We start from the raw sequence: 23,075 nt of genomic DNA, 5'->3' as shown, positions 1-23,075 counted from the left end.
AAGCGCTGAAAAGCCATTATGCCTGCACGGAGTAAAATAAAACCCGCCGCAGCGGGTTTGTGAATGAACCGAACGCTTAGCTTGCCTGCACGCGCAGCGGTGCAGTGGCTGCATTAAGCCACGCGCGGGCATCGTCATCAACCAGTGGCGACAGGGTGTCGCGCACCTGCTGGTGATAATCATCCAGCCACTGCTGCTCCTGTTCGCTCAACAGGCTCCATTCCACCTGGCTTAAATCGATGGGAATAAGCGTCAGCGAAGCAAAGCGGCAGAATCCCGGCTGGCTTTCCACCACTTCCACCTGGTTTTCGATACGAATGCCATAGTTGTCCGCTAAATAGTAACCCGGCTCAATAGTCATAATGTTGCCCGCCGACAGCGGCCAGGGGTTGACCTTTTTCGCAATGCGTTGCGGCTGCTCATGGATCAGCAACTGATGACCAACGCCATGACCGGTGCCGTGATCGAAATCCAGCCCTAAATCCCACAGCGCGCGGCGGGCAAACGCATCCAGTTGGTGGCCGTGCGTACCTGCAGGAAATTGCAGGGTGAACATCGATAAAAAGCCTTTCAGCACGGCGGTGTAGTGCAGCCGTTGCTGAGCATTGAGTGCGCCAAACGACAGGGTACGCGTCGCGTCAGTGGTGCCGTTTTGGTACTGGCCGCCGGAATCATTCAAATAGAAATTGGCGCTGGTGATGGCTTTATTGGTTTTTTCGCTGCTGTGGTAATGGCACATCGCCGCATTGCTGGCAGAGGCTGAAATGGTGCTGAAACTCTGTTCAATAAAGCCGGGTTGCCGCTGGCGGAATGCCAGCTGTTTTTGCTGCGCTTCCAGTTCGGTTACCGGGTTACCCGCCGCTTCCCGGGCGGGCACTTCGCGCGCCAGCCAGGCGAGGAAATTGACCCACGCCACGCCATCCTGCTGGTGGCTTTCGCGGTAGCCTGCCAATTCGGTCGCGTTTTTATGCGCTTTGATAAAGGTAATAGGATCGGCGCTCCACAGCACTTCGCCCCCCTGCTGTTCAATAGCGAAACGCAGCGCTACCGGCGCGAAATCACCGTCGAGCAGGATGCGTTTTCCGGCAGCGATCTGCTGGCAACGCGGCAGGAAATCCCCGACATCATGCAGCGTCAGCGTGGAGGTGAGCTGCGCAGATAAACCGGCGGTTTTCTGTGGATTGACAAACCATTCGACGGCACCTTCGCGGCTGAGCAGGGCGAAGGAGTGCGCCACCGGGTTCATCGCAATGTCCGAACCGCGAATATTCAGCAGCCAGGCGATATTATCCGGCAGCGTAATCGCGAGGTAATCCGCCCCTTTTTCCGCCAGCACCCGCGCGATGCGTGCGCGTTTATCGGCACTGCTTTCACCGCTTATCGCCAGCGGCATTTCACGGATCGCGCCGTACGGTGCCGCCGGGCGATCGGTCCAGATGACGTCGAATGGATCGCTGTCCAGCGCCACCAGTTCACAGTGCGTGGCGTTCAGCGCCTGAAACTGGCTGTTGACCATCAGCAGCGGCTCAAAGCCGATGCGGCTGCCCGCAGGCAAGGAAGCGTTTAACCACTGATCCAGCGGTTCGTTGTGCAAATGGTGGATCGCAAAATCATGGAGATCGACTTCGCTGCGCACCTGCACCTGGTAGCGACCATCCACAAACAGCAGCGCTTTGTCACGCAGCACCAGCGCCAGCCCGGCAGAACCGGTAAAGCCGGTGAGCCACTGGAGTTTATTGTCATGTGGCGCGCAGTCTTCGCTCTGGTGCGCATCGGCACGCGGAACAATCATGCCGTCAAGCTCCAGGGCGACCAGCCGATCGCGTAACGCTTGTAACGGTGTCGGGGTTTGCATGGTTAATCCTTTTTAATTGTTATCGGAATGGCGGTTCGTTAAAGGTGCGCAATTTACGCGAGTGCAGGCGATCGCCCTCTGCGCGGAGCAGGTCGATGGCGCGGATGCCAATTTGCAAATGCTCGGAAATCGCCCCTTCGTAAAAACGGTTGGCCTGGCCGGGAAGTTTGATCTCGCCGTGCAGCGGTTTGTCAGAAACGCAGAGCAGGGTGCCATACGGCACGCGGAAGCGATAACCCTGCGCGGCAATGGTGGCACTTTCCATATCTATCGCCACCGCGCGGCTCAGGTTAAAGCGTAGGGAGGAAGCGGAATAACGCAGCTCCCAGTTGCGATCGTCGGTGGTGACCACCGTGCCGGTACGCAGCCGCTGTTTAACCTCCTCACCCGGCATGTCGCTGACCTCTTTGGTCGCGTCGTATAGCGCACGTTGCACTTCAGCGATGCTCGGGATCGGAATATCCGGCGGCAGCACGGCATCCAGCACGTGGTCATCGCGCAGGTAGGCATGCGCCAGTACGTAATCGCCAATCGACTGGCTTTCACGCAGGCCGCCGCAGTGGCCAATCATCAGCCAGACATCCGGGCGCAGCACGGCCAGATGATCGCAAATGGTTTTCGCGTTCGACGGGCCAACGCCAATATTTATCAGCGTAATGCCCTGACCGTCAGCGGTGACGAGGTGCCAGGCCGGCATCTGGTGTTTTTTCCACGCCAGATCAGAAATGGCCTGCTCCGGCGCTTCCGTATCGGCAGTGATCCAGTTGCCGCCCGCGCAGGAGAGCGCGACGTAAGGGCTATCGGGATTGAGGATCTCGTTACAGCCCCAGCGCACGAACTCATCGACATAACGCGTGTAGTTGGTAAACAACACAAACGGCTGGAAATGTTCAACCGGCGTGCCGGTGTAGTGGCGCAGTCGCGCCAGCGAGAAATCGACACGGCGCGCATCAAAATGGGAAAGCGGGTAAAGCTCGGTCGGGTGGAACAGGCCATCGGCGGTCTCGTCGCCAATCTGCGCCAGTTCGGTAGTGGGAAAATGGCGCGTTAAGCCCGCGCTCATTGACCTGTCCAGCGTCAGCTCCGAACCGTCAATCACGTAAGGGTACGGGATTTCATGCGCGGATAACCCCACCTCGATATGAGCGCCATAGTCCTGACACAGCAGGGTTAATTGTTCGAGTAAATAGGGACGAAACAGCGAAGGGCGGGTGATGGTGGTGGTGTAACAGCCCGAATGGGTGAAGCGGGCGTAGGCGCGGGTTTTCGGTGGGTTCGTCGCGCTGCCATTCCAGCTTACGGATAACTGCGGATAGACGAATAACCCTTGTGAGCGGGCTTCGGTATCGGGAAGCTGACCGTCGTCAATATAGCGAGCGATCGCCTGACGAAGGGCCTCGACGGAACGGTCATACAGCGCTTCAAGTTGATCCAGCGCTTGTTCCGGGGTCAGAGTTGCACCCTTATTATTCATCTTTATCTCCTTATCTGCTCTACGGCTGTAGCCGATAGTATGTCACAGGAATGTGAAACGAAAGCAGCGCGCAACGGGATTCAGAGGAAACGGATGAGGGAACAATCCGGCGCGACAGCGCGCGCCGGAAGGCGGATTAGCCGCTGATTTTCACCAGTGTACGGCCCTGGATTTTATTATTGAGGAAATCGGCAGCGGTTGCCGGAGCCTGTTCCAGCGTAATTTCGGTTGCCGCCTGCTGGTAGTAACTTTCTGGCAACGTACGTGCGAGATTTTCCCACACCGCGCCGCGCTGTGCGGTTGGCACCATCACGGAATCCACGCCCTGTAAACGCACGTTTCGCAGAATAAACGGCATCACGGTGGTCGGCAGTTCGAAACCGCCTGCCAGACCGCATGCGGCAACGCATCCGCCGTAGTTCGTCTGCGCCAGCACTTTTGCTAACACGTGGTTGCCAACCATATCAATCGCACCGGCCCACAGCTGTTTTTCCAGCGGACGGGTCTGTTCAAAATCGCTGCGCGGCAGGATCTCATCGGCGCCCAGCTTACGCAGAAAATCATGGGTAGATTCGCGACCGGTTACGGTGGCAACGGTGTAGCCCAGCGCTTTCAGCAGCACGACAGCGGTGCTGCCAACGCCGCCACTGGCACCGGTGACCAACACGGTACCATCCTGCGGTTTAATCCCGGCATCCTGCAGCGCCATGACGCACAGCATGGCGGTAAAACCAGCGGTGCCAATGATCATCGCATTGCGCGCACGTAAACTTTCCGGCAGCGCCACCAGCCAGTCCCCTTTTACGCAGGCCTGCTCGGCAAGTCCACCCCAGTGGTTTTCGCCCACGCCCCAGCCGGTGAGGATCACGGCCTGGCCGGGAGTAAAGCGCGCATCGCGGCTTTCGCTCACGCGACCGCAAAAATCAATGCCTGGCACCATCGGGAACTGGCGAATGATTTTACCTTTACCGGTGATAGCCAGCGCGTCTTTGTAGTTAAGGCTGGACCAGTCAATATCGACCCGAACGTCGCCTTCACCCAATGCGGGCTGGTCGACCTCTTTCACTTCCGCCAGGGTTTTATTCTCATTCTGTTCCAGAACTAATGCTTTCATGACTGCGTTTTCCTCGTCGGATGAGGTGTATTTTTCGGCGTTTTCGCCGTCCTGTGCAGATGCTCCATCCCCCGTCATGCTTCACGCAGCAGGGGCGGTTGTTATGCTGTGGTGGAAAAATTTCCAGTACTGATCCAGCGGCTCGACGGAGCGGAACAGTTTGGCGCGCATTACTGCGCCTTCCCAGCCGGACCAGAACACCCTGGCCAGTTCGCGGCTCGCGGCATCTGGCGGCAGTTCGCCGCAGACTTTTGCTTCATCCAGACACGTTGCGACGCGCGTTTCCCAGTCGGTGAGGATGGCTTTCAGGCGCGCCGGGAAGGCTTCCGGTAACAGTGGCGTTTCCTGCAACAGGTTGCCCACCAGGCAACCACGGCGGAAATCGTATTTCGCCATTCCCTGGCCCGCGTGGTGCACAAAGGCGGCCATGCGTTGCAGCGGGGAGTGCTGGGTATCGGTTAAAAATTTATCCAGTTTATGCGCGAAAAAGTCGCCGTAAGCGGCCAGCACTGCCATGCCAAATTCCTGCTTGCTTTTAAAGCAGTGATAAAACGAGCCTTTAGGAACCGCGATATTTTTGATCACCGCATCAATGCCCGCCGACAGATAGCCGGTTTCGGTTAGCACTTCCAGGCCGGAGCGAATCAGCTCCTGGCGGGTATCGGTAAAGTCGCGCTCGACTTTTGGCGGCCGTCCGCGGCGGGGTTTTTGCCGTGCTGCTGTTTCGCCATTCATAATTTAGACCGATCGGTTTTAATTCGGCAGAGGCTACGCCGATTTACCATTCCAGGCAAGCGAAGAAACAAAAAAGCCCGCACGAGGCGGGCTTGCAAACTTGCCGGTTGACGCTGTTACCGCAAACGCCAGCGGGCAAACCGGGTTAGGCGGTGGTATTGATATTACGACCGATTGCCGGGTTGGAAGGTAACTGCGGGATCTGCTGAATCAAGTCGCTGGCGATCGTTTTCTGGGTATCGAGCGCTTTTTTCAGCACCAGCGTGTTGACTTGGTTATCAAGCTGATAAGAGTCAAGGCTGCTGGCTAATGATGCAATTTGTATCGGATCCATGCTGTAAATCCTTTATTGTAGAAAAAACAACCAGAGAACAGCTATGAGTATAGCTGCACAATTTTTATCGGCAGTAAGCGCGGGATCTTTAAGCGAGGCGTGAGACGAACCCGATGATGAATAAGCGAAAACCCGCCGTGGCGGGTTAATGGAGAAAGATTAAGCGCCGGGGCTTTCGGCGAATTTCAGCAGGGCATCGCCATCCAGCCGGTAACGCACCCATTCACTTTGCGCCCGCGCGCCAATGCTCTGGTAAAAATCAATGGCCGGCTGGTTCCAGTCGAGCACGCTCCACTCCAGACGACCGCAGCGGCGCTCAACGGCATACTGCGCAATCTTTTGCAGCATCGCTTTTCCGGCACCGTTACCGCGAAAATCGGGCGAAACGTAGAGATCTTCCATGTAAATGCCGTTGCGGCCAAGCCAGGTCGAATAACTGGTGAAGAAAACCGCATAACCCACGGCTTTGCCTTCGATTTCACAGATTAAGGCTTCCGTTTTGCTCTCAGGGCCAAACAGGGTTTCGCGGATCTCATCTGCTGTGGTGATCACTTCTTCAGGCGCTTTTTCATACACCGCCAGTTCATAAATCATCGCAAAAATAGCGCTTGCGTCAGTCGGGCGGGCCGGGCGGATGGTGATGCTCATTGCGTTTCCTGTTGTTGTTACCGGGAGTTCAAAATTGATGGCCGCCAGCATAAGCGGTATTGTGCAAAGAATTAAGTGCAATGAAATCACTACTCGATGAATATTATGCATCCCACGTTACGGCGTCTTGATCTCAACCTGTTACCCGTTTTCGACGCGGTCTACCGCCACCGTTCTGTGCGCCAGGCGGCAGAAGAACTGGCGATGAGCACATCGGCACTCAGCCACGCGCTCTCAAGACTACGTGTGACGCTCAACGACCCGTTATTTTACCGGGAAGGGCACGTAATGTGCCCAAGCGTTTATGCCAGCCAGCTTGCGCCCGCCATTGCGTCGGCATTAGCGCATCTCAACCATGAACTCACCCCGCACGCGGAGTTTAATCCCGCAACGACCACAGACTGTTTGCAGGTCGCGATCACTGATTTCACCGTGTTTAGCATTTTCCCCGCGCTGATGGCCGCATTACAGCATACAGCGCCCGGCCTGCGTTTTGAGTTTCGCTATTTGCCTCATAGCCCGGCGCTTAATGAGCTGCTGGCAGGAGAAGTGGATTTCGCGCTGGGGTTTAGCGCGCCGCAGGATATTCATTACGCAGAGCTGGATGAGATCGGCTTGTTTGCAGATGAATATGTCGTTATCAGCAATCAACACAGGCAACAGTTAACGCTGGACGATTACCTTGCCGCGCGCCACCTGGTGGTAACGCCGTGGAATGAAAGCAAAGGTGTGCTGGATTGTGAACTCGAACGTCTGGGTTATACGCGACAGGTGGCGATAAAAACCCCCTCGATGCTCAGCGCGCCTTTTATTATCGCCGACAGCGATCTGCTGATGGCGCTTCCGCGTTCGGCAGCGGAAAAGTTAAAACAGGCGGCAAGGATTACCATTTTTGCGCTGCCTTTTGCGGTTCCGCCGTTCGAGGTGAAGATTTATTCCCATAAACGCAGCGGCAAGCGCGGGGCGGCGCAGTGGTTGCAGAAAATGTTGAAAGAACTGTCGCACCCGCAAACTACGCGCAACACGTAAACAACCTGACCGTAGGCCAGACGTTGCGCAGTACGCGCAAAAACGGCGAGGACTCCTTAGCGAATGCGGCGGGAGTGCTGTTACCTCTCGGAGACGCCTTCGCGCATGAATGTGACGGCGTTCTTATTTATTAATAAGACTTTCGCTGGCTGCATTAACCCGCCAAAAATAACACTCTATTTATTAATCAGTTACTTTTTCATAACCTCAAAACGGTTAAGTTGTGAAAGATATACAACTTCTATCGATTAACTCGTTTTTTTTTATTTCCGATATAGAGATAAGGCGCGGTTCGAATGCCCGAAGCCGATGCTGTACCCGCCATATAAAACAACAATAGGTACTCATGCCATGAAACTATCCCTCGCGCAAAAACTTTGGCTCCCTCTCATCGTGGCGCTGGTGTGCCTTGCCGGGACACTGCTCTACAGCTCTTTTACGGTCAAAGAAGACCAACTGTCACTGCGCAAAAACGAGTTGCGGCATGTTTCGCAACTGGCGCTGAGTATCGTCAAAACACAGGCCGCGCTGGTTGATAAAGGGGCGATCACGCAACAGGAAGCGCAGCAGCGTGCAACCCAGTTAATTAAGGATTTACGCTATGGAGAAACGGGATACTTCACGATTCTCAATACCCAGGCTGAAGTGATTATGCATCCGATCAACGCCAAGCTGATTGGTCAGGGGCCACAGGTTGCGGATGCCAATGGTGCCTACATCTTCAGAGATATGGTTGCGGTTACCCGTGATAATCAGGCCGGGTTTACCGCTTATGTTTTTCCGCGCCCCGGCGAGACGGAAGCTCAGCCGAAAATCGCTTACAGCATTCCGTGGACGCCCTGGGGCTGGATCATCACCACCGGTCTGTATGTGGATGATATCGACGCGGCGTTTCGGGTTTCGCTGTATCAGAACCTGATTGAATTTGTGGCTATCAGTATTTTGCTGTCGGTGATCGTCTATCTCATCAACCGGGGAACGTTGCTGGCACTTGGGGGCGAACCTCGTTATGCCGTTGATGTCGCCGCGCGGATTGCCGCGGGGGATCTTTCGCAGACGGTGGATAAAAAATCCGGGGACAACTCAAGCCTGATCCACGAAATGGGCGTGATGCGTGAGCAACTGACCGCCGTGATCAATGATATCCGTGAAGGGGCGGAGATCATTAACACCAGCACCCATGATATTGTTGGCGGAAATCAACAAATTGCCTCACATTCCGAGCAGCAGGCGATGTCGCTGGAGCGCACCTCGTCCAGCATGGAAGAGATCACCGCCGCCGTGAAACAAAACGCGGAGAACGCCGGGCAGGCGCGTCATCTGGCGAGTGAAGCTGTGGATATTGCTTCGCGCGGCGGTGTGGTAATGCAGAGTATGAATGAAACCATGAACGGTATCTCCGAGAGCGCCGGGAAAATAGCGAGCATTATCGAGGTGGTCAATGGCATCGCGTTTCAGACCAATATTCTGGCGCTGAACGCGGCGGTTGAAGCAGCCAGAGCGGGTGAACAGGGCAGAGGCTTCGCGGTGGTCGCCGGTGAAGTGCGCAGTTTGTCATTGCGCAGTTCGCAGGCAGCGCAGGAGATTAAAGGGCTGGTGGAAGAGTCTGTCACGCGCGTCAATAACGGCTCGTCACAAATCAAAATTGCCGGCAGCAGTATCGACGACATGATTGTGGCGGTACGGCGCGTCTCGGACATCATGTCGGAAATCTCCGTCGCGACCGAGGAGCAGAGTAAAGGCATCAGCCATGTTAACGAAGCGATTGTGCAAATTGATGCGGTCACGCAGCAGAACACCGCTCTGGTTCAGCATGCGGTATCGGCGGCCAGTGCGCTGGAAGAGCAGACCCGTCGACTGACGCAGACGGTGGCCTTTTTTAATACCGGCAGATAATCACCGCGACATCACGTTCCTGGGCCTGCGAAGGCAGGCCCGTTAAGCCTTATCCCAGTCAGCCTCGCCATTACAGGCAAACCAGAAATCGCAACAACGGGAGTTCATCTTCACTTTTACGGTGGACTGCCTTTATTGCTCAATCGGCAAGCGTAAGACCTGAGCACAACAATGCTGCTGGTCAGGAATACCTGAAAAAACGCGAGGTTGAAAACCGCGACTGGTGCAGGGGACGCACGCGCTCGGCTCGCAAAGCAACGTTTTGCCTGGATGAAAGGTGAGTGATTTATCGCGTGTGGTTGGCAGAAAAGCAAAAAGCCTGCTTAAAAGCAGGCTTTTTTAAATCTGGCTCCTCTGACTGGACTCGAACCAGTGACATACGGATTAACAGTCCGCCGTTCTACCGACTGAACTACAGAGGAATTGTGTGAACGGGGCGAATATTAGCGATGCCCCAGAGCCTTGTCAAAGGATGGATCGTGCCGTCGCGATCGTTTGCTGACTATTTCAGCAATCTGCTGCCGGGATAAGCACTTAAGCGCGCATTTGCACCAAAATTGTGCAATGCATCCGCCATGGGGCATCATACAAACCACTGTTTCAGTAATAATTCCCCCGCTCGTAATTAGAATCTCTTATTATCCAGCCTGTTAGCGCCTTTCATTTTGCCTAACTAAAACTGGCAAGCATATTGCAACTCCTCTGGCTACATCACATCCGGCGTTGGCACTGGTACCCGTACAGGAGGCAAAATGAACTTAAGACGACTGAAATACTTCGTAAAAATCGTCGATATTGGAAGCCTGACTCAGGCAGCCGAAGTATTACACATTGCGCAGCCCGCGCTGAGCCAGCAGGTTGCCACTCTGGAAGGCGAGCTGGATCAGCAATTGCTTATTCGCACCAAACGCGGTGTGACGCCGACCGAAGCGGGCAAAATCCTCTACACCCATGCACGGACGATTTTGCGCCAATGCGAACAGGCGCAACTGGCGGTAAACAATGTCGGTCAGTGCCTGCGGGGACAAGTCTCCATCGGCCTGGCACCGGGCACTGCTGCGTCTTCCGTCACCATGCCGTTGTTGCAGGCGGTGCGGACCGAGTTGCCGGAAGTTATGGTTTATCTGCATGAAAATAGCGGCTCAACGCTGAACGATAAATTGCTCAGCGGGCAACTGGATATGGCGGTGCTGTATGAACGCGCGCCTGGCGCGGGGATCAACAGCCTGCCGCTGCTGAAAGAAGATCTGTATCTGGTGGGCACGCGTGACTGCCCAGGCCAGAGCGTCGATCTGACGGCGGTTGCCGATATGAATCTTTTCCTGCCGCGCGATTACAGCGCTGTCCGTTTGCGTGTTGATGAAGCCTTTTCGCTGCGTCGACTGACCGCGAAGATCATTGGCGAAATTGAGTCGATCGCCACGCTGACGGCGGCGATTGCCAGCGGAATGGGCGTGACGGTACTGCCGGAGTCTGCCGCGCGTTCGCTGTGCGCTGCGACCAACGGCTGGATGGCGCGTATCACCACGCCGTCGATGAACCTGCCGTTGTCGTTAAACGTTTCCGCGCGCGGCACGCTCTCGCCGCAGGCGCAAGCGGTGAAAGATATTTTAATGTCATTAGTCAGCCGCCCGGCAATGGAAAGCCACGAGTTGCAGCTGGTGAGCTAAGCATTATTCCTTAATGGAATAAGATGCTGGTTTTTATTATTTGTTCTGCCTGGCCGCAGACTTTAACAATATCGTCATGTCTGACAGGCCAGGAGCAGCGAAGGGTGAATTTCCAGCAACTCAAAATTATCCGCGAGGCGGCGCGGCGGGATTACAACCTGACCGAAGTCGCCAACATGCTTTACACATCACAATCCGGCGTGAGCCGCCATATTCGTGAGCTTGAAGAAGAGCTGGGGATTGAGATTTTTATCCGTCGCGGCAAACGTTTGTTGGGCATGACGGAACCCGGTAAAGCGCTACTGGTGATTGCCGAGCGCATTCTTAACGAAGCGAGCAATGTGCGCAGGCTCGCCGATCTCTTTACCAATGACACTTCTGGCGTGCTGACTATTGCGACGACGCATACCCAGGCACGTTACAGCTTGCCATCGGTGATTAAAGCTTTTCGCGCGCTGTTCCCGGAAGTGCGGCTGGAGTTGATTCAGGGCACCCCACAAGAGATTGAATCTCTGCTGCATAACGGTGGCGCAGACATCGGCATTGCCAGCGAACGCTTAAGCAATGACAGCTCACTCGTGGCGTTCCCCTGGTTTCGCTGGCACCACAGTTTGCTGGTACCGGCGGATCACCCGCTGGCGCAATCCTCACCGTTAACGCTCGAAGATATCAGCCGCTGGCCGCTTATCACTTATCGCCAGGGGATAACCGGACGTTCGCGTATTGATGAAGCGTTTGGTCGCAAGGGGTTAATCCCGGATGTGGTGCTGAGCGCGCAGGATTCCGATGTTATCAAAACCTATGTCGAGCTGGGGCTGGGCGTCGGGCTGGTGGCGGAGCAATCGAGCGGCGAAAACGAAGAGGGCAAACTAGTGCGGCTGGATACGCAACACCTGTTTGATGCCAATACTGTCTGGTTAGGGTTAAAACGCGGCCAGTTACAACGAAATTATGTCTGGCGCTTTATTGAACTGTGTAACGCCGGGCTGTCGGTAGACGATATCAAACGCCAGGTGATGGAGCCGGACGAAGCGGCGATCGATTACCAGATTTAACAAGGGTCACAAGAAACAGAGCCTCCGCATGCGGAGGCTTTTTTTATTGATGCGCGTGCGGCGGTGTTTTCATCAGCATCGCTGTCAGAGCGGAGAGCAGACAGCCTGCCAGCAGATAAATGGCGACGGAATGCCACTCACCGCCGGAAAAGTTCAGCAGCGCGGCGGCAATAAAGGGCGTAAACCCGCCGCCAACCACGCTGGCGACCTGGTAACCAACACCCGCGCCGCTGTAGCGATAACCCGCGCCGAACATTTCGGTGAACATCGGCTGCTGTACGCAAACCACCATATCGTGAGCGATATTGGCCAGCAGTAACGAGAAGATCACCACGCCGAAAATGGAGCGCATTTCCAGCGCCATAAAGAACGGGAAGGCGCTCAGCGCGCCGATCAATGCGCCGGTGATATAGATGCGCCGCCGTCCAAAACGATCCGCCAGCCAGGCGAATAACGGAATGGTCAGGCAACTTATCCCGCCGACCAGCAAGCCGATATTAAGGAACAGCTCACGCGGTAAACCCAGATTTTGCGTCGAGTAGTTCAGCGCAAAAGCGGTGACGATATACATGGTCAGCAGTTCGCACAGGCGCAGGGCGATAATTTTCAAAAACGCCCCCGGATGGCGAAACAGCGCTTCAAATACGGGCGGGCGTTTTTTTATTTGCGTCGGTTGTTGCGTCTGCGCCCGTTCAAACTCGGCTGATTCCGCCATGCCGTTACGCACCCACAGCGCACCGAGCACCAGTACAATGCTGAACAAGAAAGGCAGACGCCAGCCCCAGCTCAGAAACTGTTCGTTGGTGGTCAGGCTGCTGATGAGCGACACAAGCCCCGTGGAGAGCAATAACCCGACGCCATATCCGACCTGAACGCCGCTGCTATAGAAGGCTTTTTTGCCGGAGGGCGCACTTTCGACTGCCAGCAGCGCCGCGCCGCCCCATTCGCCGCCAACGGCGAAACCCTGAATGGCGCGCAGGATGACCAATAACGCCGGTGCCCACCAGCCGATGGTGGCAAAAGAGGGCAGAATACCAATACAGGCGGTGGCGATCCCCATCATCCAGACCGTCATCATCAGCATTCGCTTGCGACCGAGACGATCGCCGAAATGACCAAAGACAATGCCGCCGAGCGGGCGGAATAAAAATCCGACGCCAAACGTGGCGAAAGCGGCAAGCGTGCCCATCGCCGGATCTATCTGCGGGAAAAATTCGCTGTTAAACACCAGCGCGGCGGTGATGCCATACAGTAAAAAATCGAACCAGTCGACCACTGCGCCAGCGAAGCTGCCCCAGGCTGCACGGCGGGCGCGATTTAGTGGCGGTACCTCTTCATCGGGGCGGGTTGTGATGAGCGTGGAGTCCATAGTTGTTCTGTCCGTTCCTCAAAATTGCAAAATTTTCTAGTTTTAATAGGAGAAAAGGTTACTCACATCGTACGCAGCTAAAAAAGTCGCTATTGAGACTACAGCGACAGCGGACAGGTGAAAACTCTTTTGCAGAGCGGGCGGCATGAAAGGGGGAATTTAACTCAGGGGGCGTTAATGCGCAGAAGATTATTCGGTTGTCGAATGATTCGCATGTGTGGTATTCGGGCGATTGATGTTACACCGCAGGCGCCGACCATAAGCCGTTAATCTTCTTATCGGATGCCCGACCTGTCATGCGCCTGGCAGGCCGGGTATCCATGTTATTCATTGCATACGGCATTGATGGCTAACGTACGCGATGAATACGGCGTAAAGCGGCAAGCAGGTTGTTTTTATCCGCCTCGCTGAGATTGGGCGCCATAATTTGTGCCGACAGCCATGTGGTGTCTGCTTCAGTAAAGGCACCGGTGAGCAGCCGCTGGCTGATGGCAGTGAGCAACTGGCTATCGAGTTGATTTATCTGTTGCCGGGTTGCGTCCAGGCTTCTGACCGAGTGGCTGGTATCCGGTGTGGCTAACCAGTCGGCCAGATAGCGATACTGAACGGCCTTGCTGGCGTTCATTAATGCGCGGAAAAAAGGCTCCACGGAACCGGGATCCAGACCCGCGTCCTGGGCATTTTTCACTGCTTCTGCCAGTACTTTTTGTTCCCGCCCGACATCTTCCACGGGGGAGTGGTGCTGTGCCTTGTAACTGGCGACGTCTTTCATGATCAGCATGCGTTCATTGAGTGCTGATGAAAGTGTGCTGAGCGACACCGAGGCGACGGAGCCTGCAAACACATTGCCGCACATGAACAGTGACGAAAGGAAAACAACCGCAGACTGGAACATCAACTTACCCTCCTGTCAAAACCCAAAAAAAAGCCGTTCTCGGGGAAGAACGGCGAATCGACCATCACGGCTAAAATCACTAACACGATTCATATTCTATTAGTTACGTGAATGGATTATTTCCTGGTGAGCGTTTTATGTAAGTAAATGAAACGATGTAAATAAGCGACAAAGAGTAAGGGCGCAGCACGAAAATTGTGCTGGCGCATGCGGGATGTACAATACCAGGCGCGAGACGGTGCGGGAACGCCTGATGCTCTCGTGTCGCTCAGGCTTAACGCTTGTTACCTTTGGGAACATTCAGATGACAGATATCACAATCAGACCAGCGCGAAGCGAGCATTTTGCGGCGTTAAGAGCCATCGAACTTGCATCGTTTGAAACCTTGCGCGAGGCGGGTGCAGTGAGCGGAACGCCTGTTGCTAACAGCCTGGAAGCGTTGCACCAACTGTGCAGGGAAGGGGTATTGCTCGTCGCGTTTGCACCGAACGATATTCCCGTCGGGTTCGCCGGTGCCGTGATTAGGGAAGACTGGCTGCACATTGCCGAAGCGGATGTTCACCCGGACTGGCAGCGGCAGGGCATTGGCCGGCGCCTGATGCACGCGCTTTTGTCGGAAGGCAAAGCGCGCGGTTTAAACGGTGCCTCGTTGACGACCGATCGTAATGCGCCCTTCAACGCGCCTTTTTACGCTTCGCTGGGTTTTGACATCGTTGAAGGCAACGCCATTTCACCCCGGCTGAAAGCGGTGCTAACAGAGGAAATCCTCGCCGGGCTGGATCCGAAACGCCGGGTTGCCATGCAATTAGTATATTGAAATCAAGGGTCGCAGTGCTTTATGTGCAAGCGCGCACGGACGGATAGATAAACAATCGCTTAGCGCAGGCAAGCGATATATTTCTCACCTGAACGGCGCACCATTTCCGCAGCATCGTGCGCGATCTCCCGCCCTTCAAACGCGCCGTAGAGTTTCGCGAATTTCACCGCATCCAGCCGGCGCGTTATTTCACGAACCGTCTCTGCCGGCAGCGGCAGCATATTCGGATAGCTCCACATAAAGGAGACGGCATTAGCGCCTGGCGTGACCTGAACGATATCGCCGGATAGCAGCACACCGTCATCCCGCGCCCAGTGAAGGACGCAGCCGCCGGCAAAATGACCGCCAAGGCGCATGATACTTACGTCTGATGTCAGTTGCAGGGTATCGCCATCCCAGAGGGTAATGTGCGGGCTGTCGCGCATGATCCATTCGCGATCGCGTTCATGCAGATAAATCGGGGCGTCAAATGCGTCAGCCCAGTCTTGCATGGTGGTATAGAAATGAGGATGCGAAATAGCAATAGCCCTGAGCCCGCCCAGAGAGGCGATCAGCGTTTTTGTGGCGTCGTCGAGGGTGGAAATGCAGTCCCACAGGATATTGCCCTGCGCTGTTCGCAGCAGAAAAGCGCGCTGCGCAATCGCGAAATCAGGCACGGTTTTAATGCTGAAGAGATCGCTTTCGTGTTGTTGCCATTTATTGACATGCGAGGCCAGAAGGGTGGGGAAATCAACCCACTTCTGCCCGGTTACCGGCACGAACTGGCGCTCATCTTCGCAGATAGTGCACCGGTGTGGTGGAGTGTCAGTTATTTCATACGATGTGCCGCACGCGTTGCATAAGGTGATCATTATCGTCCTCTTTGTTGCGGATACGTCAGTGCTAAAGGGTTTTGCAGCGAATGGCCTCTTTTTTGCGCGCCATTATTTGAGTAATAACCTCTTTAGCATGGCACATGAAGGCCGCGGTATGTGCTGGAGAGTGCGGCCAAAAAAAAGAAGAAATGCCCGCTGCGCGACAGAACGGTTCAGCGCGCAGCAGGCTGGGGCAGAACGAAGGAAAAGGTGATTGCCGGATTTAAGGCTCGTTCGGTGGGAAGGTGTCGCGTTTTTCTGCCCATTTCAGCATGGCATCCAGCGCCGGGCACAGGGCCTGGCCCCACTCCGTCAGCCGGTATTCCACCTTCGGCGGGATCTGCGGATAGACCTTGCGCGACACGATGCCATCCGCTTCAAGCTGCCTTAGTTGCTGGCTTAACATCTTTTGCGAAATGCCCGGAATAAGCCTGCTGAAATCGGAGTAGCGCTGCACTTTTCCATCAAATAAATGAAACAGGATGACCAGCTTCCAGCGGCCTTCCAGTAATCGCAGCACCTGTTCGACGCCAAGTGCGGCGGTATCGGGGGTATAAATCTTACTCATAAGCCTGTTACTAACTTTTTTGTGCGTTCTTGATGATTTGACACTATATGGTGAAAATGAGAGCACCGCAAACCACAGGAGCCTCTCATCATGTCTTTGTCACTACCCGACGCTGTTGCTACCTACTTCGCCATCAGCAATGGCGCAGATATCGCCAACGTTAACCTCTGTTTTACGCCTGATGCCGTGGTTATCGATGAACATAAGACCCATCGTGGCCTTGACGCTATCCAGGCCTGGCAACGCGACGTGCAGAGTGCGTTTGAGTACACCGTTGAACCGATCCGGGTTGCTGATGAGGGAACACGGTTAACGGTGACCTCGCATGTGGCGGGCAATTTTCCCGGCAGCCCGGTGCAACTTAGCCATGCGTTCACTTTGCTGGACGGGAAGATTGCCGCACTGGAGATCGTCTGATGAGCATAAATCTGAACTTACAAGGAAAACGCGTTCTGGTCACGGCGGGCACTAAAGGTGTCGGAAAGGCGGTTGTTGGCCTGTTTCATGAACAGGGGGCGAAAGTGTTAACCACCGCGCGGATCCAGCCTGATGAATCGTTAGCGGATCACTTTGTGGCGGCCGATCTGACAACGGTTGAAGGTTGTCAGCGCGTCGCGCAGGCGGTGCAGAGCCGCTTTGGCGGTGTTGATATTATTGTTCATGTGGTTGGCGGCTCGACAGCGCCCGCGGGTGGTTTTGCGGCGTTAGGCGAAGAGGAATGGCAGCAGGAACTGAATCTCAATCTGCTGCCTGCGGTCCGCCTCGACAGAGCACTTTTACCCGGCATGCTCGCGCAGGGAGCGGGGGTTATTATTCATGTCACCTCCATCCAGCGCGAACTGCCGTTGCCGGAATCGACAACAGCGTATGCCGCGGCAAAGGCTGCACTCTCGACCTACAGTAAAAGCCTGTCGAAAGAGGTCTCACCAAAAGGGATCCGCGTGCTGCGTGTCGCACCCGGCTGGATTGAAACGGAAGCCTCTGTCGCGCTGGCTGAACGGCTCGCGCATCAGGCAGGAACGGATTACGAAGGCGGCAAGAAAATCATCATGGATTCGCTCGGTGGCATTCCGCTGGGGCGTCCATCAAAACCGGTGGAAGTCGCGAATCTCATTGTGTTCCTCGCTTCATCCTGCGCGGCGGCAATCACGGGTACGGAGTACGTTATCGATGGCGGCACAGTACCCACCGCGTAATCGCGACGATGATTGCGCGTGACCTCCGTGTGCCGGTGGCTGTTTATTCTCTCGCGCGAGCTGGAATGTGTGTAAATCAGGCCGCTCGCTGTACGGAAAAAGAGAAGTAACGGCTGAAGGGAAGGGGACAACACGTTGCCAGGCCTGAAAAGCAAAAAGCCTGCTTAAAAGCAGGCTTTTTTGAATCTGGCTCCTCTGACTGGACTCGAACCAGTGACATACGGATTAACAGTCCGCCGTTCTACCGACTGAACTACAGAGGAATCGTGTGAACGGGGCGCATACTACTGGCCCCGTACTTGAGTGTCAACACTAAATTTAACACACTGATTCAATTGGCGAATTAAAACACAGGCGGCGTTTTAATGTACCTGCCTTGCGCTTTCGTTATCGCAGCCCGCCTGCCCGCGCAGACGGCTTAGCGGATCCTGGCCATAAAAATGGCAGAAGCGCTGCCACAGCGCCGGGAAGCGGGGAGCAAACAGCTCTGGCGCGCTAAAGAAATACTCGGAAAGCACGGCAAAACATTCTGCCGGATCGGTTGCCGCGTAGGCGTCGATGCTGGCCGCGCTTTCGCCAACCAGGTCAATCTCATCCTGAATATTGTCCATCGCGGCGCGCAGATCGTGTTCCCAGCCGGCCACTTCACGCAGCGGAATCAGCGGAATGCCGCTGGCGCGATCGCCGTTGCGCGTATCCAGTTTATGCGCCACTTCATGAATAATGAGATTGAAGCCGGAAGCGTCGAACGAGTCCTGAATATCCAGCCAGTTAAGGATGATAGGGCCTTGTTGCCAGCTCTGCCCGGACTGAACCACACGCTGATTGTGCACCAGGCCAATGTCGTCTTCCCACTCGTCATCAACAACAAACGGCGCCGGGTAGATCAGCACTTCGTGGAAGCCATCGAGCCATTCAAGGCCAAGCTCCAGCACCGGCAGGCAAAACAGTAAGCCGATGCGCGCGCTTTTCAGCGCATCCAGATCGAATCCTTGCAACGGAACCAGGCGTTTTTGCTGCAAAAAGCGGTCAGCCAGATGAACAAGTTTCTCCTGTTCCTCCGGCGACAAATTTGCTAACACAGGGGCATTTAACGCTTCTTCCCAGGGGTATTCTGCGCCTTCGGCAGATTCCCTTGTCTTCCAGGGCCACTTAATCATCGTTTTGCTCGCAAACTCGCCACTTGAACCAAATTAACGGGACAGGGTCTGTTAAAATGCCAAATTACCTGGCATCATGGCAACCATCTGAACGGAGAGATGCCGGAGCGGCTGAACGGGACGGTCTCGAAAACCGTAGTTGGGGCAACTCAACCGGGGGTTCAAATCCCCCTCTCTCCGCCATTATTCAAACAGTTACGCGCTTCGCTTTCAACGACTCCCGTCACAGTTGCTTTTCCACTCTTGCATTTGCACATTTTATAACCTTTTCTTAACATAATTGATAGAAATGATTGCCGCTTTTACCATTAATTTTTGTAGCGTTTTTCCGCGGCCTGGAAATGTCACAGCATGCACGTTAATTACACTTTTTCTTATTAATTTTTATCCCGTTACGTCTGTTTGTCATTTACGTGTTGCACACTCTTTGGCGGTCTGCGGCCGTTGCAGGTGAGGGGATTCATCAGTCTCGCTGATATATCTTTAAAATTCATCAACTGGCGATATGATGAGAGAGTTGTCACATTTATGTCGGAACCATTTCCTTTCTTTCATCCCTTAACCCATGCGGAAAAAACCATTATGGACGATAAAGCGGTGCGCAGCCTTGGTGGCAAACTGGCACTCTGGGTGTTCTGGATTTTCTGCGTCTATTTTGTCTGGTCGGTGCTTAATGATATCTGGCCAGTCAGCCAGACAAATTTGCCGGCCGGGTTTAATACTGGCACTGTGGGAACCGCGACCGGGAGCTGGCTGAATTCGTTTTTTGGCGTGCTGGTGTTAGCCGTCGTGGGTGCGATACTTGGCGCTATTGCCTGGTACACACGTCCGCAGGATCCGGATGGCTGAAACAGCAGGTAAGGGCTTTCATTGACGGGAACAAGCATGAATGTAATCGACTGGCAGTACCGTTTTGACCAATGGATTTCTCAGCATTTCAACCACGGCGACGCCGCGCATGATGTCTCACACTTTCGTCGGGTCTGGAAAACAGCACAAACGCTCATGCAGGGCCAGCAGGTCGATGCGCTGGTGGTGCTGACCGCCTGTTATTTTCATGACATTGTGAGCTTTGCCAAAAATCACCCCCAGCGTCATCAGTCCTCGGTCATGGCCGCAGAAAAAACGGCGGCTATTCTTGCAAGCGAGTTTCCTGATTTCCCGCAACACGCCGTGGCTGGCGTGCGCCATGCCATTGAAGCGCACAGCTTCAGCGCCGGCATCGCCCCGCAAACGCTGGAAGCGAAAATTGTTCAGGATGCCGATCGGCTGGAATCGCTGGGGGCGATTGGCCTGGCACGCGTTTTTGCCGTTTCCGGCTCAATGGGAGCGGCCTTATTCGATGGCGAAGATCCGTTTGCCGCCGAACGTGAACTGGATGATAAAGCCTTCGCTCTCGATCATTTTCGTTGCAAGTTGCTGAAACTACCCGCCACCATGCAGACTGAACAAGGGCGCAAACTCGCCGAACACAACGCGGATTTTTTAGTGCACTTTATGGCGAAACTCAGCGCCGAACTGCAAGGCGATCACCAGCGCGTTGATGAAGAGGTGCTACGCCGCTTTTGTTTTCATCTGGCCTGACGGAGACGCGTGATGGCGGATGTGCATGATAAAGCGACGCGCAGTAAAAATATGCGCGCCATCGGCACAAAGGATACGGCGATTGAAAAGCGGCTTGCCGCGTGTCTTGCTTCACTGGAACTCGATTTTCGTGTCCAGGACGCCGCCTTGCCGGGGCGGCCTGATTTTGTGCTCGACGATTATCGCTGCGTTATCTTTACCCACGGTTGCTTCTGGCATCACCACACCTGTTATCTGTTCAAAGTGCCTGCCACGCGCACGGATTTCTGGCTGGAAAAGATTGGTAAAAACGTTGAACGCGATGCACGCGACACGGCGTTATTGCTGGAGCAGGGCTGGCGAGTGCTGGTGGTCTGGGAGTGTGCGCTGCGGGGGCGGTTAAAACTTAGCGACGAGGCGCTAAGTGAACGGCTGGAGGAGTGGATCTGCGAAGGTCAACAGACCGCGCAGATCGACACTCAGGGGATCCATGCGACGACGGTTACTTCTCTGCCTCGCAAGGCGTAACGATCGGGCGCGCCGGAATGAGATATTTACCCAGCGTCACCAGTACCACCGCCATAATAATAATGCCCAACGCCAGCCATTCCACGGATGAGAGATGTTCCCCGCCAAAACTTGTGCCGAGCAGCACGGCGACAACCGGATTGACATACGCATAGCTGGTGGCAACGGCAGGCGAGACGTTGCGGATCAGATATATATAGGCGTTGATGGCGATAATGGAGCCAAAGAGCGCCAGATAACCGACGGCAAAGAAACCGGAAAGTGGCGGTACTGCGCTAAGGCGCTCGCCACTTAATGCCGAAGCCGCTAACAACACAATGCCTGCGGCCAGCATTTCGATTGCGCCCGCCATCATTCCGCCCGGCAGTTCAATGCGCGAACCGTATACCGAGCCAAATGCCCAGCTTAGCGAACCGACCAGAATCAACACGGCCCCCCACGGATTACCGCTTAAATTCCCGCCGCTATTAAGTAAAACAATGCCTGCCAGACCAATGGCTATGCCAAACCATTCAAGTTTTCGCGTCTTAATGCCGAAAAAGTGACTGAAACACAAGGTAAATAACGGAACGGTCGCCACAACAACAGCGGCAATTCCCGATGGCACATTTTGGTGTTCGGCGACGGTCACAAACCCGTTGCCCACCGCCAGCAGCAGCACGCCAATCAGTGCGGCATTAAGCATCGGGCGCAGCGGCGGCAATTTATGGCCGGTCAGTAATAAGACGCTGGTCAGAATGACGCCCGCAGATAAAAAGCGTGTACCGGCCAGCATAAACGGCGGCCAGCTTTCAACACCAATGCGAATAACAAAGTACGTGGAACCCCAAATAATATAGAGCGCGAAAAGCGCGCCAATAAGCGGTAAAACCTGCCTGAAACGCATAACCCACCACGGCAAAAGATAAGAGGCTTATAGTAAACGTTAAAACTATCGGCCTGGCGAGTGGTTAATTGCGAAAGAAGTGTTAAATTTTTGTTGACTCAAGGCGGTGATTTTCGTCCCGGACTTTTTCCATCATACTGAGAAGCGTGACATCATAAATTCAAAAGGAAGACATTTTGGCAGGAAGTAGTTTATTAACATTACTCGATGATATTGCGACGTTGCTGGATGATATTTCAGTGATGGGCAAACTGGCGGCGAAAAAGACCGCCGGTGTGCTGGGCGACGATCTTTCGCTTAACGCGCAGCAAGTCACCGGCGTGCGCGCCAATCGTGAATTGCCGGTGGTGTGGAGCGTCGCGCGTGGGTCATTGCTGAATAAGGTGATTCTCGTCCCGCTGGCGTTACTGATTAGCGCCTTCATCCCCTGGGCTATTACACCTTTGTTGATGCTTGGCGGCGCATTTTTATGCTTTGAAGGTGTGGAAAAAGTGTTGCACACGTTTGAAGCGCGTAAACATAAAGAGAGCCCGGAGGCGCGCCAGCAGCGTCTGGAGGCCCTGGCAGCGCAGGATCCGCAGCAGTTCGAGAAAGATAAAATCAAAGGCGCGGTGCGCACCGATTTTATTCTCTCTGCCGAGATTGTTGCCATCACGCTTGGCATCGTTGCCGACGCGCCTTTGCTGAATCAGGTGCTGATCCTGTCGGGCATCGCGGTGCTGGTTACCATTGGTGTATACGGGCTGGTGGGTATCATCGTGAAGCTCGATGATATGGGCTACTGGCTGGTAGAGAAACCGGGCGTTCTGACGCAAGGGCTGGGGAAAGGGTTGTTATTCACCGCGCCCTGGCTTATGAAGATCCTGTCTGTCGTCGGTACGCTGGCAATGTTTCTGGTCGGCGGCGGGATTGTGGTACATGGTATTGCGCCGTTACATCACGCTATCGAACATTTTGCCGCGAGCCAGCCCGCACTGCTACAGGCGCTGACACCGATGGCGGCCAACCTGGTGCTGGGCTTTGTGATTGGTGCCGTGGTGGTCGCGGTTTTGAAAGGTGTGGAACGTTTACGTGGCGGTGAAAAATAAAATCTCGCGGCAGGGATTATGCAAATTTAAGTAACTTCGTCTAAGGTGAAAAAGTTTCGCCCTGATACCGGAGGCAAGAATGGTCTTTTTGGTCAGCGATGAAGTGCAGAGTAAAAAGGGTGGTCCGCTCATGATTGTTACCGGTTATGCCAGCGGTATGGTTGAGTGCCGCTGGTATGACGGCTACGGCGTCAAACGGGAAGCCTTTCGTGAAGATGAGCTGATGCCTGGCGACAGGCGGCGGATCCACGAAGAAGCATAACCACTAAAACGCCCGGCATTGCTGGGCGTTTTTATTGCCGGATAAAATACGAGCGGGGCGAAAGAGCACTCACAGAGAT

Annotated in this window: 24 protein-coding genes and 3 tRNA genes; 13 read left to right on the top strand and 14 right to left on the bottom strand. The window is 54.8% G+C overall.

Annotation, left to right across the window (positions count from 1 at the left end):
- Positions 1-76 precede the first annotated feature (76 nt).
- From RT644_RS07250 to RT644_RS07225, 6 genes are all read right to left on the bottom strand, one after another.
- On the bottom strand, positions 77-1,855 hold the full coding sequence (locus tag RT644_RS07250; RefSeq protein WP_313626268.1) for an aminopeptidase P family protein: 1,779 nt from the start codon (positions 1,853-1,855) through the stop codon (positions 77-79).
- A gap of 19 nt (positions 1,856-1,874) precedes the next feature.
- Entirely contained in the window at positions 1,875-3,329 is a 1,455-nt protein-coding gene (locus RT644_RS07245) for an AMP nucleosidase (protein ID WP_313626267.1), read from the bottom strand.
- 136 nt (positions 3,330-3,465) lie between these two features.
- On the bottom strand, positions 3,466-4,443 hold the full coding sequence (locus RT644_RS07240) for an MDR family oxidoreductase (RefSeq protein ID WP_313626266.1): 978 nt from the start codon (positions 4,441-4,443) through the stop codon (positions 3,466-3,468).
- A gap of 81 nt (positions 4,444-4,524) precedes the next feature.
- A complete protein-coding gene (locus tag RT644_RS07235; protein ID WP_409521836.1) occupies positions 4,525-5,178 on the bottom strand; it encodes a TetR family transcriptional regulator C-terminal domain-containing protein in 654 nt (217 codons plus the stop codon).
- Between the two features lie 145 nt (positions 5,179-5,323).
- Positions 5,324-5,512 (bottom strand): YjfB family protein, encoded by a 189-nt coding sequence (locus RT644_RS07230; protein ID WP_017458405.1) that lies wholly within the window; start codon positions 5,510-5,512, stop codon positions 5,324-5,326.
- Between the two features lie 159 nt (positions 5,513-5,671).
- Positions 5,672-6,160 carry a GNAT family N-acetyltransferase gene (locus tag RT644_RS07225; protein ID WP_313626265.1) on the bottom strand — a complete coding sequence of 163 codons (489 nt, stop codon included), beginning with the start codon at positions 6,158-6,160 and terminating at the stop codon, positions 5,672-5,674.
- 96 nt (positions 6,161-6,256) lie between these two features.
- Here RT644_RS07225 and RT644_RS07220 point away from each other — a divergent pair, with 96 nt between their 5' ends.
- The gene (locus tag RT644_RS07220) at positions 6,257-7,189 is read left to right on the top strand and encodes a LysR family transcriptional regulator (RefSeq protein ID WP_269230753.1); all 933 of its coding nucleotides are present in this window, start codon (positions 6,257-6,259) and stop codon (positions 7,187-7,189) included.
- Positions 7,190-7,540: 351 nt separating this feature from the next.
- Positions 7,541-9,085, top strand: coding sequence for a methyl-accepting chemotaxis protein (locus RT644_RS07215; protein WP_313626264.1), 1,545 nt, complete (start codon positions 7,541-7,543; stop codon positions 9,083-9,085).
- Positions 9,086-9,431: 346 nt separating this feature from the next.
- Here the strand turns inward: RT644_RS07215 and RT644_RS07210 are convergent.
- A tRNA-Asn gene (locus RT644_RS07210) sits at positions 9,432-9,507 on the bottom strand.
- Positions 9,508-9,837: 330 nt separating this feature from the next.
- Between RT644_RS07210 and nac the strand changes: the two genes are divergently transcribed.
- Entirely contained in the window at positions 9,838-10,755 is a 918-nt protein-coding gene (nac, locus tag RT644_RS07205; protein WP_086873058.1) for a nitrogen assimilation transcriptional regulator NAC, read from the top strand.
- Between the two features lie 104 nt (positions 10,756-10,859).
- The gene (gene cbl, locus RT644_RS07200) at positions 10,860-11,810 is read left to right on the top strand and encodes an HTH-type transcriptional regulator Cbl (RefSeq protein WP_020454221.1); all 951 of its coding nucleotides are present in this window, start codon (positions 10,860-10,862) and stop codon (positions 11,808-11,810) included.
- A 43-nt stretch (positions 11,811-11,853) separates the two neighbouring features.
- Here the strand turns inward: cbl and shiA are convergent, their stop codons facing one another.
- On the bottom strand, positions 11,854-13,179 hold the full coding sequence (gene shiA / locus RT644_RS07195) for a shikimate transporter (protein WP_020454220.1): 1,326 nt from the start codon (positions 13,177-13,179) through the stop codon (positions 11,854-11,856).
- Between the two features lie 349 nt (positions 13,180-13,528).
- On the bottom strand, positions 13,529-14,074 hold the full coding sequence (locus RT644_RS07190; RefSeq protein ID WP_045511181.1) for a chorismate mutase: 546 nt from the start codon (positions 14,072-14,074) through the stop codon (positions 13,529-13,531).
- Positions 14,075-14,378: 304 nt separating this feature from the next.
- On the opposite strand from RT644_RS07190, the gene RT644_RS07185 reads away from it, so the two are divergent.
- Positions 14,379-14,891 (top strand): GNAT family N-acetyltransferase, encoded by a 513-nt coding sequence (locus RT644_RS07185; protein WP_313626263.1) that lies wholly within the window; start codon positions 14,379-14,381, stop codon positions 14,889-14,891.
- Positions 14,892-14,950: 59 nt separating this feature from the next.
- Here the strand turns inward: RT644_RS07185 and RT644_RS07180 are convergent, their stop codons facing one another.
- On the bottom strand, positions 14,951-15,742 hold the full coding sequence (locus tag RT644_RS07180) for an MBL fold metallo-hydrolase (protein WP_313626262.1): 792 nt from the start codon (positions 15,740-15,742) through the stop codon (positions 14,951-14,953).
- Positions 15,743-15,968: 226 nt separating this feature from the next.
- Positions 15,969-16,313 carry a winged helix-turn-helix transcriptional regulator gene (locus RT644_RS07175; RefSeq protein WP_020454215.1) on the bottom strand — a complete coding sequence of 115 codons (345 nt, stop codon included), beginning with the start codon at positions 16,311-16,313 and terminating at the stop codon, positions 15,969-15,971.
- Positions 16,314-16,403: 90 nt separating this feature from the next.
- Here RT644_RS07175 and RT644_RS07170 point away from each other — a divergent pair, with 90 nt between their 5' ends.
- Together RT644_RS07170 and RT644_RS07165 are read left to right on the top strand one after the other, a co-directional pair.
- A complete protein-coding gene (locus tag RT644_RS07170; RefSeq protein WP_020454214.1) occupies positions 16,404-16,730 on the top strand; it encodes a nuclear transport factor 2 family protein in 327 nt (108 codons plus the stop codon).
- A complete protein-coding gene (locus RT644_RS07165) occupies positions 16,730-17,509 on the top strand; it encodes an SDR family oxidoreductase (protein ID WP_020454213.1) in 780 nt (259 codons plus the stop codon). Before RT644_RS07170 ends, RT644_RS07165 begins: the two co-directional genes overlap by 1 nt.
- A gap of 187 nt (positions 17,510-17,696) precedes the next feature.
- Here the strand turns inward: RT644_RS07165 and RT644_RS07160 are convergent.
- Together RT644_RS07160 and mtfA are read right to left on the bottom strand one after the other, a co-directional pair.
- Positions 17,697-17,772: transfer RNA gene (locus tag RT644_RS07160), tRNA-Asn, on the bottom strand.
- Positions 17,773-17,871: 99 nt separating this feature from the next.
- Entirely contained in the window at positions 17,872-18,669 is a 798-nt protein-coding gene (gene mtfA / locus RT644_RS07155; RefSeq protein ID WP_020454212.1) for a DgsA anti-repressor MtfA, read from the bottom strand.
- 93 nt (positions 18,670-18,762) lie between these two features.
- On the opposite strand from mtfA, the gene RT644_RS07150 reads away from it, so the two are divergent.
- The 4 genes from RT644_RS07150 (at position 18,763) to RT644_RS07135 (ending at position 20,760) form a co-directional block, all read left to right on the top strand.
- Positions 18,763-18,852: transfer RNA gene (locus tag RT644_RS07150), tRNA-Ser, on the top strand.
- 399 nt (positions 18,853-19,251) lie between these two features.
- Complete coding sequence (drpB, locus tag RT644_RS07145) at positions 19,252-19,518, top strand: cell division protein DrpB (protein WP_020454211.1); 267 nt, start codon at positions 19,252-19,254, stop codon at positions 19,516-19,518.
- Between the two features lie 36 nt (positions 19,519-19,554).
- Positions 19,555-20,253 carry a phosphohydrolase gene (locus tag RT644_RS07140; protein ID WP_313626261.1) on the top strand — a complete coding sequence of 233 codons (699 nt, stop codon included), beginning with the start codon at positions 19,555-19,557 and terminating at the stop codon, positions 20,251-20,253.
- A 12-nt stretch (positions 20,254-20,265) separates the two neighbouring features.
- The gene (locus tag RT644_RS07135) at positions 20,266-20,760 is read left to right on the top strand and encodes a very short patch repair endonuclease (protein WP_020454209.1); all 495 of its coding nucleotides are present in this window, start codon (positions 20,266-20,268) and stop codon (positions 20,758-20,760) included.
- On the opposite strand, the gene yedA is transcribed toward RT644_RS07135, so the two are convergent.
- On the bottom strand, positions 20,735-21,646 hold the full coding sequence (gene yedA / locus RT644_RS07130) for a drug/metabolite exporter YedA (protein ID WP_313626260.1): 912 nt from the start codon (positions 21,644-21,646) through the stop codon (positions 20,735-20,737). The genes RT644_RS07135 and yedA overlap by 26 nt on opposite strands.
- Positions 21,647-21,822: 176 nt before the next feature.
- On the opposite strand from yedA, the gene RT644_RS07125 reads away from it, so the two are divergent.
- A complete protein-coding gene (locus RT644_RS07125) occupies positions 21,823-22,734 on the top strand; it encodes a DUF808 domain-containing protein (RefSeq protein WP_020454207.1) in 912 nt (303 codons plus the stop codon).
- Positions 22,735-22,813: 79 nt separating this feature from the next.
- On the top strand, positions 22,814-22,996 hold the full coding sequence (locus tag RT644_RS07120; RefSeq protein ID WP_020454206.1) for a YodC family protein: 183 nt from the start codon (positions 22,814-22,816) through the stop codon (positions 22,994-22,996).
- Positions 22,997-23,075: the final 79 nt, after the last annotated feature.

Source organism: Kosakonia sp. (assembly GCF_032104925.1).
Lineage (GTDB): Bacteria > Pseudomonadota > Gammaproteobacteria > Enterobacterales > Enterobacteriaceae > Kosakonia.
Note: the sequence above shows the minus strand (reverse complement) of the source record. Positions and strands in the feature narration are given on the sequence as shown.

What these genes read in the sequence shown, in the direction of transcription:
- yedA (WP_313626260.1), bottom strand. Translation starts at nt 21,646, where the DNA reads ATGCGTTTCAGGCAGGTTTTACCGCTTATTGGCGCGCTTTTCGCGCTC.
- drpB (WP_020454211.1), top strand. Translation starts at nt 19,252, where the DNA reads ATGGACGATAAAGCGGTGCGCAGCCTTGGTGGCAAACTGGCACTCTGG.
- RT644_RS07165 (WP_020454213.1), top strand. Translation starts at nt 16,730, where the DNA reads ATGAGCATAAATCTGAACTTACAAGGAAAACGCGTTCTGGTCACGGCG.
- RT644_RS07250 (WP_313626268.1), bottom strand. Translation starts at nt 1,855, where the DNA reads ATGCAAACCCCGACACCGTTACAAGCGTTACGCGATCGGCTGGTCGCC.
- RT644_RS07235 (WP_409521836.1), bottom strand. Translation starts at nt 5,178, where the DNA reads ATGAATGGCGAAACAGCAGCACGGCAAAAACCCCGCCGCGGACGGCCG.
- RT644_RS07135 (WP_020454209.1), top strand. Translation starts at nt 20,266, where the DNA reads ATGGCGGATGTGCATGATAAAGCGACGCGCAGTAAAAATATGCGCGCC.
- RT644_RS07240 (WP_313626266.1), bottom strand. Translation starts at nt 4,443, where the DNA reads ATGAAAGCATTAGTTCTGGAACAGAATGAGAATAAAACCCTGGCGGAA.
- RT644_RS07140 (WP_313626261.1), top strand. Translation starts at nt 19,555, where the DNA reads ATGAATGTAATCGACTGGCAGTACCGTTTTGACCAATGGATTTCTCAG.
- RT644_RS07170 (WP_020454214.1), top strand. Translation starts at nt 16,404, where the DNA reads ATGTCTTTGTCACTACCCGACGCTGTTGCTACCTACTTCGCCATCAGC.
- RT644_RS07220 (WP_269230753.1), top strand. Translation starts at nt 6,257, where the DNA reads ATGAATATTATGCATCCCACGTTACGGCGTCTTGATCTCAACCTGTTA.
- RT644_RS07215 (WP_313626264.1), top strand. Translation starts at nt 7,541, where the DNA reads ATGAAACTATCCCTCGCGCAAAAACTTTGGCTCCCTCTCATCGTGGCG.
- RT644_RS07230 (WP_017458405.1), bottom strand. Translation starts at nt 5,512, where the DNA reads ATGGATCCGATACAAATTGCATCATTAGCCAGCAGCCTTGACTCTTAT.
- RT644_RS07245 (WP_313626267.1), bottom strand. Translation starts at nt 3,329, where the DNA reads ATGAATAATAAGGGTGCAACTCTGACCCCGGAACAAGCGCTGGATCAA.
- RT644_RS07180 (WP_313626262.1), bottom strand. Translation starts at nt 15,742, where the DNA reads ATGATCACCTTATGCAACGCGTGCGGCACATCGTATGAAATAACTGAC.
- RT644_RS07185 (WP_313626263.1), top strand. Translation starts at nt 14,379, where the DNA reads ATGACAGATATCACAATCAGACCAGCGCGAAGCGAGCATTTTGCGGCG.
- RT644_RS07225 (WP_313626265.1), bottom strand. Translation starts at nt 6,160, where the DNA reads ATGAGCATCACCATCCGCCCGGCCCGCCCGACTGACGCAAGCGCTATT.
- shiA (WP_020454220.1), bottom strand. Translation starts at nt 13,179, where the DNA reads ATGGACTCCACGCTCATCACAACCCGCCCCGATGAAGAGGTACCGCCA.
- RT644_RS07190 (WP_045511181.1), bottom strand. Translation starts at nt 14,074, where the DNA reads ATGTTCCAGTCTGCGGTTGTTTTCCTTTCGTCACTGTTCATGTGCGGC.
- nac (WP_086873058.1), top strand. Translation starts at nt 9,838, where the DNA reads ATGAACTTAAGACGACTGAAATACTTCGTAAAAATCGTCGATATTGGA.
- RT644_RS07175 (WP_020454215.1), bottom strand. Translation starts at nt 16,313, where the DNA reads ATGAGTAAGATTTATACCCCCGATACCGCCGCACTTGGCGTCGAACAG.
- RT644_RS07120 (WP_020454206.1), top strand. Translation starts at nt 22,814, where the DNA reads ATGGTCTTTTTGGTCAGCGATGAAGTGCAGAGTAAAAAGGGTGGTCCG.
- mtfA (WP_020454212.1), bottom strand. Translation starts at nt 18,669, where the DNA reads ATGATTAAGTGGCCCTGGAAGACAAGGGAATCTGCCGAAGGCGCAGAA.